This window comes from Streptomyces rectiverticillatus, from assembly GCF_013394065.1.
In the GTDB taxonomy this organism is placed as follows: domain Bacteria; phylum Actinomycetota; class Actinomycetes; order Streptomycetales; family Streptomycetaceae; genus Streptomyces; species Streptomyces rectiverticillatus.
Window position 1 is genome coordinate 4,708,342 of the sequence record NZ_CP040752.1, and the last position, 14,755, is coordinate 4,723,096.

16 protein-coding genes are annotated in these 14,755 nt (G+C 69.1%); all 16 read left to right on the top strand.

The window, feature by feature from the left end:
• Positions 1–4: 4 nt before the first annotated feature.
• The 16 genes from cpaB (at position 5) to FGW37_RS20725 (ending at position 14,691) form a co-directional block, all read left to right on the top strand.
• Positions 5–730 (top strand): Flp pilus assembly protein CpaB, encoded by a 726-nt coding sequence (gene cpaB, locus FGW37_RS20650; protein ID WP_179082411.1) that lies wholly within the window; start codon positions 5–7, stop codon positions 728–730.
• Positions 731–738: 8 nt separating this feature from the next.
• A complete protein-coding gene (locus FGW37_RS20655; protein WP_179082412.1) occupies positions 739–2,109 on the top strand; it encodes a CpaE/TadZ family protein in 1,371 nt (456 codons plus the stop codon).
• A complete protein-coding gene (locus tag FGW37_RS20660; RefSeq protein ID WP_343067141.1) occupies positions 2,106–2,540 on the top strand; it encodes a TadE/TadG family type IV pilus assembly protein in 435 nt (144 codons plus the stop codon). Before FGW37_RS20655 ends, FGW37_RS20660 begins: the two co-directional genes overlap by 4 nt.
• 3 nt (positions 2,541–2,543) lie before the next feature.
• The gene (locus tag FGW37_RS20665) at positions 2,544–2,915 is read left to right on the top strand and encodes a TadE/TadG family type IV pilus assembly protein (RefSeq protein WP_179082413.1); all 372 of its coding nucleotides are present in this window, start codon (positions 2,544–2,546) and stop codon (positions 2,913–2,915) included.
• 67 nt (positions 2,916–2,982) lie between these two features.
• On the top strand, positions 2,983–4,320 hold the full coding sequence (locus tag FGW37_RS20670; RefSeq protein WP_179082414.1) for a TadA family conjugal transfer-associated ATPase: 1,338 nt from the start codon (positions 2,983–2,985) through the stop codon (positions 4,318–4,320).
• Positions 4,321–4,337: 17 nt separating this feature from the next.
• Positions 4,338–5,279, top strand: a complete 942-nt coding sequence (locus FGW37_RS20675; protein ID WP_179082415.1) for a type II secretion system F family protein — start codon at positions 4,338–4,340, stop codon at positions 5,277–5,279.
• 49 nt (positions 5,280–5,328) lie between these two features.
• On the top strand, positions 5,329–6,198 hold the full coding sequence (locus tag FGW37_RS20680; protein ID WP_179082416.1) for a DUF5936 domain-containing protein: 870 nt from the start codon (positions 5,329–5,331) through the stop codon (positions 6,196–6,198).
• Positions 6,199–6,249: 51 nt separating this feature from the next.
• Positions 6,250–7,578: a sensor histidine kinase gene (locus tag FGW37_RS20685; protein WP_246430826.1), complete on the top strand. Its 1,329-nt coding sequence runs from the start codon at positions 6,250–6,252 to the stop codon at positions 7,576–7,578.
• Positions 7,579–7,629: 51 nt separating this feature from the next.
• Entirely contained in the window at positions 7,630–8,568 is a 939-nt protein-coding gene (locus FGW37_RS20690) for a response regulator transcription factor (RefSeq protein WP_218650595.1), read from the top strand.
• A gap of 215 nt (positions 8,569–8,783) precedes the next feature.
• The gene (locus tag FGW37_RS20695; protein ID WP_246430473.1) at positions 8,784–9,059 is read left to right on the top strand and encodes a Flp family type IVb pilin; all 276 of its coding nucleotides are present in this window, start codon (positions 8,784–8,786) and stop codon (positions 9,057–9,059) included.
• Between the two features lie 11 nt (positions 9,060–9,070).
• Positions 9,071–9,796 (top strand): pilus assembly protein TadG-related protein, encoded by a 726-nt coding sequence (locus tag FGW37_RS20700; RefSeq protein ID WP_179082417.1) that lies wholly within the window; start codon positions 9,071–9,073, stop codon positions 9,794–9,796.
• A gap of 108 nt (positions 9,797–9,904) precedes the next feature.
• Entirely contained in the window at positions 9,905–10,453 is a 549-nt protein-coding gene (locus FGW37_RS20705; RefSeq protein ID WP_246430474.1) for a hypothetical protein, read from the top strand.
• Positions 10,446–11,066: an OmpA family protein gene (locus FGW37_RS20710; RefSeq protein ID WP_179082419.1), complete on the top strand. Its 621-nt coding sequence runs from the start codon at positions 10,446–10,448 to the stop codon at positions 11,064–11,066. Before FGW37_RS20705 ends, FGW37_RS20710 begins: the two co-directional genes overlap by 8 nt.
• A 104-nt stretch (positions 11,067–11,170) precedes the next feature.
• The gene (locus FGW37_RS20715; RefSeq protein ID WP_246430476.1) at positions 11,171–13,138 is read left to right on the top strand and encodes a hypothetical protein; all 1,968 of its coding nucleotides are present in this window, start codon (positions 11,171–11,173) and stop codon (positions 13,136–13,138) included.
• Between the two features lie 53 nt (positions 13,139–13,191).
• A complete protein-coding gene (locus FGW37_RS20720; protein WP_179082420.1) occupies positions 13,192–13,761 on the top strand; it encodes a hypothetical protein in 570 nt (189 codons plus the stop codon).
• Positions 13,762–13,875: 114 nt separating this feature from the next.
• Complete coding sequence (locus FGW37_RS20725; RefSeq protein WP_179082421.1) at positions 13,876–14,691, top strand: prepilin peptidase; 816 nt, start codon at positions 13,876–13,878, stop codon at positions 14,689–14,691.
• The last annotated feature ends 64 nt before the right edge of the window (positions 14,692–14,755 follow it).

Here is a 14,755-nt window from a genome sequence, read left to right on the forward strand (position 1 = left end):
AACCATGAACTCACGCCAGCGCCGCGGCATCATGCTGCTCCTCCTTTCCGTTGTGTGCGCTTTCGCCGCATTCATCGGTGTTCTCTCGGTGATCAACGACGTCGACTCCAAGGTGGGGCCCGAGGTCACGGCGTACGAGCTGGCGGCGGACGTCCCCGCGTACCGGGCGCTGGAGGCCGGGGACTTCAAGCAGGTCTCGCTCCCCAAGCGCTGGCTGCCCAGCACGGCGGTGACCAACCTGGATGACGTCACGGGGAAGATAGCGGTCAATCCGCTCAAGGCGGGCTCGCTCCTGCAGTCCGACATGATCGCCGACCGGCCCGCGCTCAAGCCGGGGCAGCAGGAGATCGCGATCATGATCGACGCGGTGACGGGTGTCGCAGGAAAGATCACCCCCGGTGCCACCGTGAACATCTACGCGACGTTCGCGTCCGCGACCGGCAAGGGCGAGGGCGCGGAGAGCGCCGCACAGCCCCGCTCCAAGGTCATCGTCACCAACGCCAAGGTGATCGACGTCGGCAAGCTCACCCCGCTGGCCCCCAAGCAGGGCGAGTCGCAGTCCGGCGGCTCGGCCGTGCCGATCACCTTCGCGCTCGAAACCCTCGACGCCCAGCGCATCGCCTACGCCGAGTCCTTCGCCTCCCACGTCCGCCTCGCGCTCGTCGCGCCCGGCAGCGACACGACCATCCCGCCGAACCAGCGGGACTACACCCTGAACGGCGACAAGTGAGGTAACGGATGGCCACAAGAATCCTCCCGGCCGTCGGTGACGCGGACGCCGCCCGCTCGGTGACGGCGTTGCTGAGCCAGCTGCCGGACACCGAGCCCGCCCAGGCGGCGGGCAGCTCCACCCAGCTCATCGACACCCTCACGCAGCTCGCCCACGAGTCGATGGCCGACCTTCCCGAGGTCGTCCTCATCCACGAGCGGATCGGGCCGGTTCCCGCGCTGGAGCTCGTACGCGAGGTGGCGCTGCGGTTCCCGGCGGTCGGGGTCATCCTGATCACGGCGGACACCAGCCCCGCACTGATCTCCGCCGCCATGGACGCCGGCGCGCGCGGCCTGGTCGGCCTGCCCCTTTCGTACGACGAGCTCGTGGCCCGGGTCCGGGCCACGGGCAACTGGGCCGTCGGCGTGCGCAAGCACCTCACCGCCGAGGTCGGGACCCCCAGCGGTCCCGGCGGCACGGTGGTAACGGTCTCCGGCGCCAAGGGCGGGGTGGGGACGTCGGTCATCAGCATCCAGATGGCGCTCGCCGCCAGGGCCGCCGGCCGGAGCGTCGCCCTGGTCGACATGGACCTGCAGAACGGGGACCTCGCCTCGTATCTCGACGTGCAGTTCCGCCGGTCCGTCGCCGACCTCGCCGACATCCACGACATCACGCCGCGCGTCCTCCAGGACGTCGTCTTCAACCACGAGACCGGCATGGGCCTGTTGCTCGCCCCGGGTGACGGAGAGCGCGCCGAAGAGGTCAGCGAGCGGACGGCCCGGCAGCTGGTCAGTGCGCTCCGCGGCCGGTACCAGGTCGTCGTCATCGACTGCGGATCACAGATGACCGGCGCCAACACCGCGGCCATCGAGGTCGCGGACATCGCAGCACTCGTCCTCACCCCGGACGTCGTCGCCGTACGAGCGGCCAAGCGCATGGTGCGGATGTGGGAGCGGCTCCAGGTCCGCAAGGCGGAGGAGACCATCACCGTCGTCAACCGCGCTGTGCGCAATACCGAGATCCAGCCGCCGCTGATCGAGCGCATCGTCGGCACACGGATCGCCCGCACCGCCGTTCCCGCCCAGTTCAAGGACCTGCAGCCCGTGGTGGACGCGGGCCGGATGCAGGATCTCGACAGCCGGAGCGTGGTCAAGCAGGCGATGTGGGGCCTGGCGGGCGAGCTGGGCCTGGTGCGCAGCGCCGCACAGCACGCGGCCGGCAGGAAGGGGCGCGCGAGGTACCGCAGCGACCGGGGGGCACTGGGATTCCGCCGACGCCACGGGGACGGCCGTCCCGGGGACGGGACAGACGGCGGCATATCCCCGGATCCTCAGGGGCCTCAGGGGCCTCAGGGATCGCCGGGTTCCCCGCCCGGCGAGTCGGCCGGGAACGGGCGATGAAGATGCGGCCGGCGCGGCTGCGCGCCCCCGCGAACGGTGAGCGGGGAGGTGACCGTCGAGGTGACCGGGGGCAGGTCTCGGTCGAGTTCCTGGGCATCCTGCCGCTGATCCTCCTGGTGCTGATCTTCCTCTGGGAGTGCGTGCTGGCCGGCTACACGTACACGCAGGCGGGGCACGCGGCCGACCGGGGGGCCCACATGGGAGCCACGGCGGCCGAAGGAACGCGCGAGGCGGCCTGCCGTAACGGAGCGAGAAGCAGCCTCGGCGCCTCCTGGCAGGACTCGGCCGGCATCCGCTGCGGCGACGCCTACGGCAACGGCAACGGCCTGTACGAGGCCGAGGTCGAGCTGGAGGTACCCGTGCTCTTCCCGGGCCTCGCGAGCTTCCCCGTCCCCATCAGGGGCAGGGCGGCCGTGGCGAAGGAGGGATGAGGCATGGCGAAACGCGCCGGTCGCGGTGACCGGGGACAGGCGGCGGTCGAGTTCATCGGCATGCTTCCGGTGCTGATCCTGATCGGGCTGGCCGTGATCCAGACGGGCATCGCGATGTACGCGATGGAGCAGGCGGGTACGGCGGCGCGCGCCGCAGCACGTACGGCCGGCCGCTCAGGGATGGAGAACGGATGCCGGCGGGCGGGCGAGGCGGCGATCAGCGGCTGGGTGGCGAAGAGGACCGAGATCCGTTGCCGGATCGGCGTCGACGAGGCCACCGTGTCCGCCGAAGTGCACATCCCTTCGATCATCGGGTTCGACCTGGGCAGCACCACCAAGACCGTCACGATGCCCCGCGACCCGGCACGCCCGTGATCCGCCTTGCCCTGCCCATGACCCGCCCTCAGCCGAGCACAAGACAGAAACAGAAGGAGCCCCGAATATGAGCCTGAGGGCGCGCATCAACGCACCCGAGGCCGGCGGCACGCAGCACGAGGAGAACCATCTCGTCGCGGTCTACCGCGCCAAGCTGCTCGAGGAGATCGACCTCGCGGAGATGTCCTCGCTCGCGACCGCCGAGCGCAGGGCCCGGCTGGAGCGCGTCCTCGGCCACATCATCAGCCGGGAGGGACCGGTCCTCTCCACGCACGAGCGCTCGCAGCTCATCCGCCGGGTGGTGGACGAGGCGCTCGGCCTGGGCATCCTGGAGCCGCTCCTCGAGGACGCCTCCATCACCGAGATCATGGTGAACGGTCCGGACCAGATCTTCGTGGAGCGCGCCGGCCGGGTCGAGCAGCTGCCGCTCCGCTTCGCCTCGGGCGAGCAGCTGATGCAGACCATCGAGCGCATCGTCTCCACGGTCAACCGCCGCGTGGACGAGTCCAATCCGATGGTCGACGCCCGTCTGCCCTCCGGCGAACGCGTCAACGTGATCATCCCGCCGCTGGCGCTGTCGGGCGCGACGCTGACCATTCGCCGCTTCCCCCGCGCCTACACCCTGCGCGAGATGATCGGTCTGGGCTCCCTGGACGAGCAGATGCTGGCGCTGCTGTCCGCGCTGGTCCGCGCCAAGTTCAACGTCATCGTCTCCGGGGCCACCGGCTCCGGGAAGACGACCCTGCTCAACGCCCTCTCCGGGCTGATCCCGGAGAACGAGCGCATCATCACCATCGAGGACTCGGCGGAGCTGAGGCTCCAGCAGAACCACGTCATCACCCTGGAGTCCCGGCCCCCGAACGTCGAGGGCAAGGGCCAGATCACCATTCGCGACCTCGTCCGCAACTCGCTCCGTATGCGGCCCGACCGCATCATCGTCGGCGAGGTCCGCGGCGGCGAGACGCTGGACATGCTCCAGGCCATGTCCACCGGCCACGACGGCTCGCTGGCCACCGTCCACGCCAACAACGCCGAGGACGCCCTGATGCGTCTGCAGACGCTGGCCTCGATGTCCGAGGTCGAGATTCCCTTCGCGGCGCTGAAGGACCAGATCAACAGCGCCGTGGACGTCATCGTCCAGCTGAGCCGTAACGCCGACGGCTCGCGGAAGATCAGCGAGGTCGCCGTCCTCGATTCCCGCGGCCGGGAGGACTACAAGCTCGTCACGGTGAGCAGGTTCACCGCCCGCCCGATGTCCGCGGACGGCGTCGTGTACGGCCGGTTCGACTACTTCCCGCTGCCGCGCCGGGTGGCCGACCGGCTCTACCTCAAGAACGAGCCCGTCCCGCCCGCCTTCGGTGTGGCCGAGTCCGACGATCAGCTCGCCGCGCGAGAAGCCAAATAGGAAGTCTGCCAACGGACATGGACAAGTTTGTGCTCTTGACGATCGGTGCCACGCTGCTGTGCTGCGTGCTCGCGATCGCGGGCGTGCACGTGTACGCCACGGGCAGGGCCCAGCGCGAGGCGCTGGTCGACCGGCTCACCCAGCGGGCCCCGGAGATACGGACCGGCGGACGGCTTCCGGCCTTCCGCGGCATCGACCGCCGGATCCGCAAGACCTCGTTCGGCAAGAAGATCGAGCGCCGGCTCGCCGCCACGGGACTGCGCATCACGCCCGGGCAGTTCTTCGTCGGCATGGTCGGCGCCACCGTCGGCATGTGGGTGATCGCCGGCATGCTCCTGGCGCCGTTCTTCGGCCCCATCGCGGCGATCGCCGGACTCTGGGGCGCGTTCGCCTACCTCAACTGGCAGCGCCAGAAGCGCAACGAGAAGTTCATCAACCAGCTGCCCGAGCTCTCCCGCGTCGTCGCCAACGCCACCCAGGCCGGACTGGCCCTGCGCACCGCCCTCGCCATGGCCGCCGAGGAGCTCGAAAGCCCGGCCGGCGACGAACTGGCCAGGGTCGCCGATCAGCTCGCCGTCGGCCACACCCTCGACGACGCCCTGGACGAACTCGCCAAGCGGCTGCCGTCCCGGGAGCTGGTCGTCCTCGTCACCACCCTCGTCCTGTCCAACAAGGCGGGCGGTACGGTCGTCAGCTCGCTGCGCAGCCTCACCGTCACCCTGGAGGAGCGGAAGGAGACCCGCCGCGAGGTGCGCACCCAGCTCTCGCAGGTCACCGCGACGGCGTACATCGTTCCCGGCATGGGGCTGGGCGCCCTGCTCATGATGGACCGCATCTGGCCGGGCGCCCTGGACAAAATCACTGGTTCGGTGATCGGGCAGGGCGCCATGATCGTGTCCATCGGCCTCTACGGGCTGGGGTTCTTCCTCGTCCGCCGCCTCGGCAAGATCGACGTCTGAGAGACCTGAAAGATCTGAGAGACCTGAGAGATCTGAGAGAAGCTGCACCATGGGACTCCTGCTCGCACTCGTCTTCGCCCTCTCCATCGTCGGGATCTTCTACGGCCTCCGGCTCTACCGCGCCGACGCCAAGCTGCCCGCGGACCTCGCCGTCGCCCTGGAGGTCGGCGCCACCCGTACCAACGCCGCCGGCTCCCTCATCGACCGCCTGGGCATGCGCTACGCGCCCATGGTGCTGCGCATGATGGGGCCCGAACGCGTGAACAAGACCCGCCGCCGCATCGACATGGCGGGCAACCCCGGCGGCCTCACCATCGACCGCTACGCCGCGCGGCGCTTCGTCTACGGCGTCACGGGCGGCATCGGCGGCCTGCTCATGCTGGCCGGGGGCAACACGCTGCCGGCGCTCCTGATGTTCGCCTTCGGCGCCGTGTGGGTCGAGGTCGGCCTCTGGTCGGCCGTCCGCGCCCGCAAGGAGGCCATCGAGCGCACGCTGCCGGACTTCCTCGACGTCCTCGCCGTCGTCGTCTCCGCGGGCCTCGGCTTCCGGCAGGCCCTCGACCGTACGGCCGAGAAGTACGAGGGGCCGTGGTCCGACGAGCTCCGCATCACCCTGCGCCAGATGGACATGGGCGTCAGCCGCCGCCAGGCCTTCGACGAGCTGCGCAAGCGCAACGACTCCGAGCAGGTCGCGATGTTCGTCACCGCCCTGCAGCAGGGAGAGGAGCTCGGCTCGCCGATCGTGGACACGCTGATGGCCATCGCGGACGACATGCGTCGGTCGGACGCACAGAATGCACGGCGCAAGGCGGCCAAGGCCGTACCCAAGGCCACCACCATCGTCACGATGATCATGGTTCCTGCCACGATGATCCTCATCGGCACGGGCATGTTCTTCGGTTCGGGCCTGCTGGGGTAGGGGGAAGAAGTGACCACGGCGTACCACACGGGCGCCGGACCGTCGGCCGCGATCGTCTCCGGGGGCATATCCGGGGCTGAGGAGCTCCCGGTCGACGAGCCGGCGCTCAGGATCCAGCTCAGCGCGTTGCAGGCCCTGTGCAGACAGGTCTTCGGCTTCCGGCTGGCCATGATCGCGCTGGCGACTCCCTTCGCCCTGTACGGCGTGCGGCGCGGCTGGCCGACCTGGCTGGTCGGGGCAGCGATCCTGTTCACCTTCATGGGCTCGTACGTCCTGATCCGCGACTGGGAGCGCTTCGGCCCACTGCTGCTCAAACACCCCGCACTGCTAGGCCTGGACACCGGCTTCGGCGCGCTCATGCTCTTCACCGCGACGCCGGAGAGCCCGCTCGCCTACGTGACCATCTGCACCCCGCTGCTCGCCGGGCTCGTCTACGGCTGGCGGGGGGCGGCCATCTTCGCGTCCCTCACGCTGCTGATCGTGGGCCTCGCGTACATGGGAGACCGCCACGTCGACCTGTCCATGGACGGAGCCGCCCTCCTGCCGGGCGTCTGCATCCTTGCGGGCGCGGTCGGCGTAACGTTGCGGCGCCTCCTGCTGCGCTTCGGTGCGGCCAGCAAGGCCCTGACCGACACCCGTTCCCGGCTCGCCGTGAGCGAGGCGGTGCAGAGCGAACGGGCCCGCCTGGCCCGGGAGATGCACGACTCGGTCGCCAAGACCCTGCACGGACTGGCGCTCGCGGCCGACGGACTGGCCCACTCGGCCGACCGTATGGACCCGAAGCGCGTGAAGGAGCAAGCCGAACTGGTGAGCCGCTCGGCGCGGCGAGCAGCGGCGGAGTCCCGGGAGCTGCTCTCGGATCTCAGGCGCGAGTCGGGCCTGGACGGCGGCGTGGACGTCACTGTCGAACTCTCCGCCCGCGTAGCCGACTTCGCGCGCCGGTCGGGACTGAGTGCCTCGTGCCGCCCGGTCGGCAACGCGGCCGTCCCCGCGGTTCCCCACGCCGTTGCGCGGCACCTTCTGACCATCGTGTCCGAAGCGATGGAGAACGCCCACAGGCACGCCGACCCGTCGCAGCTCGACGTCTCCGTGGGCGTGGTCAAGGGCGCCTTGCGCATCAGCGTCCGTGACGACGGCCGCGGCCTGCCTCCCGGAACGACCTTGGAGGAGCTCAAGCGGAGCGGGCACTTCGGTCTGGTCGGGATGGTGGAGCGAGCAGCACGCATCGGTGCCCGCATCCGCATCGGCAAGGGGAGCGCGGAGGAGGGCACGGAAGTCCGCCTGGAGTTCCCGCTCGCGGCGCTGGGCCCGGCTGCCGGAGGAGTAGGCACGTCGGCGCAGGCGGCAGCGGGCCCCACCGTTCCGTCGATGGCCCCCTAGTCACCAGTCACCCAGTCACTTGCCCACACTTCGTCGAGAGGAGGGCGCACCGTGCAGAACCGGCACCCCCATCACCCGGCACCGCCGCCGCACCCCCATGTCCCACCGTCGCTCACGCCGCCGCAGCCGGCGTCACCTCCTGCAGTCCCCGGCGGGCCCACGGCCCCACAGGATCCTCGAAGCCTCTTCGGCATCACGACGGCTCCCGAGGCCGCCCCGCTCCGCGTCGTGGTCGCGGACGACAACCCCGTCGTACGGGCCGGCCTCACGGCCCTCCTCACCGGGCGCCAGGACATCCAGGTCGTCGCAGAGGCGGGGAACGGCCGTGAGGCGTACGACGCGGCGTACCGGCTCCGTCCGGACATCGTCCTGCTGGACGTCCGGATGCCCGAGGTGGACGGGATCTCGGCGCTCCCGTACCTCGTGCAACTGACGACCGTTCTGATGCTGACGTACAGCCAGGAAGCCGAAATCGTGCACGAGGCGCTGCGCCTGGGGGCCGGCGGATATCTGGTCCACGGGGAGTTCACAGCCGACGAACTCGTCGTGGCCATAAGCAACATCAAGCAGGGCAGGGCCCACTTCACCGCCACGGCGTCGACGGCCTTGCTGGCCCACGTACGGGGGTCGGCCGGACAGGGGAGCGGCCGTCCTGAACTGCCGGACGGGCTGGGGAGGGGCGCTTCTGCGGCGGAACACCACCCCGCCCGCTCCACTGCACCGCAATCGCCGCAACCGTCACAATCGCAGCAACGGCCGCAACCGCCTCAGCGGACCCAGTACGGCTTGAGCCGGCGGGAGGAAGAGGTGATGGACCTCATCGCCGCAGGGATGTCGAACGCCGAGATCGCTGCGACGTGCTTCATCAGCGAGAAGACGGTCAAGAACCACATCAACCGCATCTTCACCAAGCTGCGGGTCGAGAGCCGGAGTCAAGCCATCGCGCTCCGGCTCGGTACGGCGCGCGGGGGAGGAAGAACGCATGGGTGACGTGCAGCGGACGGGGGCCCGGCCGGGCAAGGAGGCGGCCCGTGCGCGGCTTTGGGCCCGGGATTGGGTCTTGGGGCCCATGTTCAGGCGTGGGGTTACGGCGTACGTTTCTGCTGCCGTCGGGGAGGCCGGTCAGGTGGCGACCGGAGGCGCTGATGGGACAAGGATTTATGTGAAGACCGGTACGAAGCCGGTTGAAGCCGGAGGGGAAGAACATGAACGACATGCTGCTGAAGGCGGCCGTCGACACCAAGGTGCACGTGGGGCAGTGGCGGGACACCTGCGTCGACCGGATGTTCCGTCGGGAGCGGTCCAAGGGTCAGACCGCGGTCGAGTACATCGGCATGATCGTGGTCGTGGTGGCGATCCTGGCGGGCATCGTCACCCTTACGGACATCGGCGCCAGCATCAAGAAGAAGATCATGCACGCGATCGACGGAACCGACCAGATCGGCAAGGAGCCCAAGAAGCCGGACGAGACGGACAAGTAGGCCTGATTCGGTTGACCGTACGGCCGGATCGCGAGGCAGGGCAGGCTCTCCCCATCTACATCACGGTGGTGGCGGGCCTGCTCTTCCTTGCGTTCGCCTATGTCGCGGTAGGCCAGGCTGCAGTGTCCCGCAACGGTGCTCAGTCCGCTGCAGATGCCGCAGCTCTGGCGGCCGCGCGGGACGCACGGGAGCAACTCCGTGCGGGTCTGCTCGCCTCCCTCACCGATCCCGCTACCTGGCAACGCGCCCTCAACGGCAAGAACGTCTTCACCGAGAGGGCCTGCTCGGCAGCGAGGCGTTTCGCGGAACTCAACGAAGCGCAGATGGGCGAGGGCCCCGAGGGCTGCCGACCGCTCAGCGACGGGCGTACGGGCTTCACCGTCAGGCTGCAGTCCAAGAAGTCCATCGGAGGCTCCGTCGTCCCCGGTACGGAGAAGCGGCACATGAAGGCGACCGCCACCGCGGTCATCGTGCCGCGGGTATGCACGCTGAGGCCTGTGGACGACCCCGGAGCCACCGGAAAGCCCGAGCCCAGCCGGACGCCGAAGCCGCGAACCAGCAAAGAACCCGGGACGAACCGGACTCCGGACCCGGGAAAGAGCAAGGAGACCGAGCCGAAGCCGCTGCGACTCCACTGCTCCGACGGCCGTACCTGGGATATCGACCCCAAGAATCCCGGCGAGCCGAGGAACCTCCCTGGAGTGGCGGACCTGTTCTCCGTCAGACTTGCCGACTGATACATGCGCGCCGGTTTGCGAACGACAACCAGAGGACGATGAGTGATGAGCGTGTGGCGACGTGCCCGGGCACCTCGGACTGTTGCGGGTGCCGCCCTGGTGGCGGCAATGGCCTTGACGCTGTCCGCCTGCGGAAGCGACGACAAGGAAGAGAAGCCGGAGTCCGGCCGGAGTGCCCAGCAGGACGGCCCGGGCAAGGATGACGGCCGGTCCGAGCAGGAGTCGCAGTCCAAGCGGCCGGACGACACCAAGGTGATCGCCACGCTCAAGGGCCCCAAGGGCATCGTCCTCGACATCACATCGGTGACGCGCAGTTCAGGCGGGTTCGTCACGCTCAACGGAAATCTGAAGAACACGTCGGACGAGAAGTTCTATGACACGCAGGTTTGGTCCGGGCCGGAGCTGAACGTGATCCGAGGGGCGGGTGGCAGTTCCCTCGGTGGCGCCACTCTCGTGGACGAGAAGGAGAAGAAGCGCTACTACACCCTGCGGGACACGGAGAACCGGCCGCTGGCCACGACGGGCATTCCCGTCATCGATGAAAATTCGGAGCAGAAGGTCTACATGCAGTTCCCGGCACCGCCGAAGTCCACGACCCAGGTGGACCTGCAGATTCCGACCTTCCAGTCCGTCGTCCTGACGCTGACGGATGGGTGAGCGCATGAAGAGGCTTCACAGGCGGGGTTCGGCCTGGACCGTTTCCGTGGCTCTTACCGTGGGTCTGACAGCTGTCGGCGCACCCGCTGCCCTTGCGGACGAGGCGCCCTCCACCTCCTCGGTCTTCAACGGGAAAATCGATCCCAAGGACCCCGGTCTCAAACTGGAGCCGGGCAGGACCCTCGGGCCGCCCAAGGTGCTGGACATCAAGAGCATCGTGGGTGACGAGAGCGGCCAGGAACAGCGTCAGGACACCAACTCCGACGTGAAGTTCCAGCTGCAGGCCGAGGTCCTTTTCGGCAAGGACAGCGCCGATCTCAACCCCGAGGCGAACGACCGCATCAGGACCATCGCGGACGAGGTCAAGAAGCAGAACGCCCGCCAGGTCCAGGTCTTCGGGTTCACCGACAACCTCGGCACGCACGAGCACGGCATGGAGCTCTCCAAGAAGCGCGCGGACGCGGTGCAGAAGGAACTCTCCAAGTCGCTCGGTTCCGAGGTGCGCTACGAAATCCGCGGATATGCCGAGGACACTCCGGTCGCGTCCAACGACACGGAAGAGGGCCGCAAGCAGAACCGGCGCGTGGAGGTGTCCTTCCCCCGCGCCAACTGACAGGGGGCCGTGGCCTCGAAATGGGTCCCTGGGCCCAAGCCCCGCTCCCATAAGGGCGTTAGCCTCCCCCTCACGTGATCACGCGAGGGGGAAGGGCGCGAGGCATGGACGGAGCCGGCACCAACTGGGCGCACAGATCGGCGAATCGTTTCCATGACGATCCGCCGACGCCCCGGTTCGGGGTTCTCTTCTCGCTGATGCGGTCCTGGGCCGCGGGGCTCGTGGTGACGTTCGGCGCCGGGTACCTGCTGGGTGTCCTCGCCCTGGGCGCTCTTGCGACGCCGGAGCGGCTGGAGACCTTCGGCCGGCGCGTGGCGCTGCTCCACCTTCCGGGCACGGTGGTCATCACCCTGGCCGGACTGGCTGCGGCGCGGTTACACAAGGAGCCGTACCGCCACTCGCTCCCGCTCCACCTCCTCGCCGTGCTCGGCGTCCCGGCGGCGGTCACGCTGAGGAACCTGTTCGGCAGCTGGGACGTCGTCGTCGCCGAAGGCGTGTGGATGGCGGCGGCTTCCTTGGTCTTCGGCGCGATGTGCGCCCTCCTCCTGGACCGGCTGTGGGAAGAGCGCAAGGGCGAGCGTTCCCGGCGCCCCTGGGACGACCTCGGGCAGACGGCCGTGGACTACATCGGCATGCTCGTGGTCGTCGTCGCGGTGATCGCCGGGCTGCTGGCCACCGGTGCCGGGCGGTCGATCGGCGGGCAGATCAAGGAGAAGCTCTGCCGGGCGTTCGGGGGCAGTTGCGGGGGAGACGGGCAGTCGCAGGCGGACGGTAAGAAGGACGCCGATTTCGAGCCTCCGCTGTGCAATATCACCACCGTGTCCGATACCGCGGGCAGTGAAGCCAAGATCGCCTGGTTCAAGTGGGGGAACGAGTACGGCTTCCAGCAGCAGGTCTTCAAGGCGAAGACCGACGTCAACGGGGACGGCAAGGTCGACGGCAAGGACCAGAAGGTCTATCTGACCTTCACCGACGCCGCCTCGGTCGGTGCCACGGGGGAGTGGAAGCCGGGTCTCAAGGTCGGCAAGCTGGGCGCCGACAAGGTTGAGCTGGGCGCCGGCGTCAAGGTCACCAACGGCGATACGTGGGCTTTCGACAGCCCCGAGCAGGCCGAGCAGTTCCGCAAGGACATCGAGGTGATGAAGACCTGGGAGACCACCACGAAGTACGGGGGAATGGGCGGCGGGAACCCGTATGCGGCGTACAAGTACGCCAAGGAGCGGGAGAAGATCGAGAAGAAGCTCGGGGACCGGCACATCGGTTACGGCAAGCTCGGTCTGGAGGCCACCGCCGAAGCAGGCCTGAAGCTCTCCGCTGCGGACGAGAAGAAGCTGTCCGCGCAGCTGGGCGGAAAGTTCAAGTTCTCGCCCGAGGTCACCTTCACGAACAACGACATCAACGGGACCAAGGCCTACACGTACTCCGCCGGCATGGAGTACGGCGGTAAGGCGGGCGTCGAAGCCGGTGGCCTCAGCGGCTCCTCCGAAGGGACGGTCGCCCGCACCGGGACCATGACCGTCACCCGGGACAAGAAGACCGGGAAGCTCACCCGCATCGACATGACCCAGACGATCGACAGGAAGGGCAACGACGGCGGCAAGGCGAGCGGCTCCAAGGACAACGGCAAGGACGGGGACGCCAAGAAGAGCGGCGGCGCCAAGGCCGGCGGCAGCTCCAAGACGAGCGACGTCGACGTCGTCACCAACTCGATCGTGTTCGCCGAGGGGGACAAGGGAGACGCCGACCGGGCCACCGCCGAGAAGTGGCTGGACGGATCCGGGGACAACACCGCGCCGTTCACCTATATGTTCGGCGACCACGCGCCGACGAACCGGCCCGGTGATGACGACGCCTTCGGCCGGCTGCTCTTCGACAAGGGTATGTCCAGCAAGATGCACTACACCGGCGAATCGAGCGCCGCGGAGTACGGCTTCGACCTGACGCTGGGACTCAGCCTGGGCTTCAAGGTGTCCACGGAACACAGCGATCAGAAGCTGGACGAAGCCGAGTTCCTCGGTGCGCCTGCGGACGGGAAGCGCGGATACGTACCGTACAGCTACTGCGCGAAGTGACCGGTGGGGCGCGGCGTGACCGGCGGGGTCGGGAGACGAGAAGGGAAATGGACGTGAAGCGTGTGCTGCGCACCCTCAAGGGCGTCGGGGCCGGCGCGTTGGCGGCGGTGCTGATCGCCGGCTGCGGGAGCGAGAAGGAAGCGGGCTCCTCCGCCGCCGAAGGATGGAAGTCGCTGGACGCCCAGCGGCTCACCGTCTCCTACCCGCCGGGATTCACCGAGCTCAGCGCTGCCGACCGGGGCTCTCACACGGCGGCCGCGGCCGCCCTGAAGGAGGGGGCCGAGACGGTCGGAAAGGTCGGTGTGCAGATCAACTTCACCACGGCCAGGTCGGCCGAGATGGCGGCCATCGGAGCCGAGGCCAGCGTCCAGCTCGGGTCGACCCTCGGCGGACAGAAGAAGATCGACGTCCGGGGGACCGATGACGCCCGGCGCATCGATTACGAATTCACGTCCACCGGGCAGCAGAACACGCCCTCGAAGGGGACGCGGATGACCGGCGTGGACATCGTCGGCATGGACAAGAAGGACGAGGCCTTCCTGGTGCGGATCAATGCCGTGAAGGGGAAGCTGTCCGAGGGCGACATCAGTAAGATCGTCGAATCGGTCCGGGTGACCGGGTGACCGGGTGACGGGTGACGTGTGACCGGGTGACCGGCCCTCGGCCCCCCGGCCCCCGCGTTCCCTTGGGCCCCCGGGCCCATGACTCCGCCCCCACCCGGTCCGTAGGGTCGTGACGTGCATCTGTCTGTCATCCTCCTCGCCGCCGTCTTCGGCGCCCTGAGCGGATTCCTGGTTCCCCGCGCCGCCTACCGGTTCGCCGTGGAGCCCGAAGAGCCGTGGCGGGCGGCGTGCCCCGCCGGGCACGCGATCACCGGCGTGGCGGGAGGATGGCTCGGCCCGGCGCGTTGTGCCGCACCAGGCAGCGGGCCGGGCACTGCACGAGGCAGCGGGCCAGGCGCCATACCAGCCTCCGCCCCGGAGGCGTCCGGGCGCTGCCCCGCCTACGGGCCCGCAGTGGTCGCGGCGCCCCTGATCTGCGCGCTGGTGTGCGCCGCCCTCGCGGCGGCGGCCGGGCCGCGGCCGGAGCTGGTGGTGTGGCTGCTGCTCACGCCGTTCGCGGCCGTCCTGGCCGTGGTCGACGCCACCGTGCACCGCTTGCCGGACATCCTGACGCTTCCCTTGGCGGGCGCAGCCGTGGTGCTGCTCGGTGCGGCGAGCCTGGCCTCCGGTCACGGCGGCTCGTGGGCCGGGGCCGTCACCGGTGCGCTCGCTCTCGCCGGCGTGTACTTCGTCCTCTTCCTGATCCACCCCAACGGCATGGGCTTCGGAGACGTGAAGCTGGCGCTCGTCGTGGGTGCCGCCCTGGGCTGGTACGGCTGGGCCGTGCTGTTCATCGGCTTCTTCCTGGGGATCTCGCTGGGAGCGGCCTACGGTGTCGGGCTGATGGTGCTGAAGCGCGCGGGCCGGAAGTCGGCCATGCCTTTCGGGCCGTTCATGCTGATCGGCGCCTTCCTCGGGATGCTTCTGGGGGCTGCGAGCGTTTCCGCTTGAGGCCGGGGAACGCAGCCATGCGGAATTCCTGCGCGGATGACACCGGCACGTGCAGGATGGGGCC